General features: G+C 78.7%; 1 protein-coding gene. It reads right to left on the bottom strand.

Annotated features, from left to right (window positions below; all coding sequences use genetic code 11):
* Positions 1-61: 61 nt before the first annotated feature.
* Positions 62-728, bottom strand: a 667-nt coding sequence (locus CTKZ_RS21155) for an MFS transporter (RefSeq protein ID WP_124344709.1), incomplete at its 5' end; no start/stop codon positions are given.

Here is a 728-nt window from a genome sequence, read left to right as displayed (position 1 = left end):
GGCCCGGCCCCGCGCCGGCAGGCCGCGCGCTCGCGCGCCCTCGCGCTCGAGCCGTGCGCCGTCAGGCCGTCCGACGCACGGTGCGCAGCGCGAGCTGCGCCGCCACGGCCATCGTGAGGATCGAGCCGAGCACCACCATGAGCGGCGCCTGCCACCCGCCCGACGCCGCGTGCACCGCGCCGAGCACGCTCGGGCCCGCGGCGCCGCACGCGTACCCGAAGCTCTGGACGGCGGCGGACATGCGCCGCGCCGCGCGCTGCGACCCCGCGGTCTGCGCCACGACCGTGAAGATCACCGCGAAGTTGCCGCCCTGCGCGACGCCCGCGAGCGTGCACCACACGCCCCACGCGCCGGGCGCGAGCACGAGCCCGATGGGCAGCGTGACCCACCCGAGCGCGATCGCGAGCGACACCACCCGCATCGGCACGTGCCGTGACAGCGCGATCGGCACCGCCACGCCGCCGACCATCCCGAACAGCTGGAACAGCGCCGCCGCACCGCCGGACGCGGTCGGGTCCATGCCGGTGCCGTCGTGCAGGACGGTCGGCAGCCACGCGCTCACGGCGTAGTACCCGAACGCCTGGCCGGCGAACGAGATCGCGAGCAGCCACGTCACCGGCCGGCGCAGGGCGTCCGGCACCGCGCGGCCCGCGTGCGCGCGCCCCGTCCCCGCCGCGTCGTCGCCCGACCCGGCCGCCGGTGCCTCGTCGTCGCCCGCAGCCCCCGCC

The sequence above is a fragment of the Cellulomonas algicola genome (genome assembly GCF_003851725.1).
Classification (GTDB): Bacteria; Actinomycetota; Actinomycetes; order Actinomycetales; family Cellulomonadaceae; genus Cellulomonas; species Cellulomonas algicola.
The sequence above is the reverse complement of the archived record's forward strand: the minus strand, read 5'-3'. Positions and strand labels throughout refer to the sequence as shown.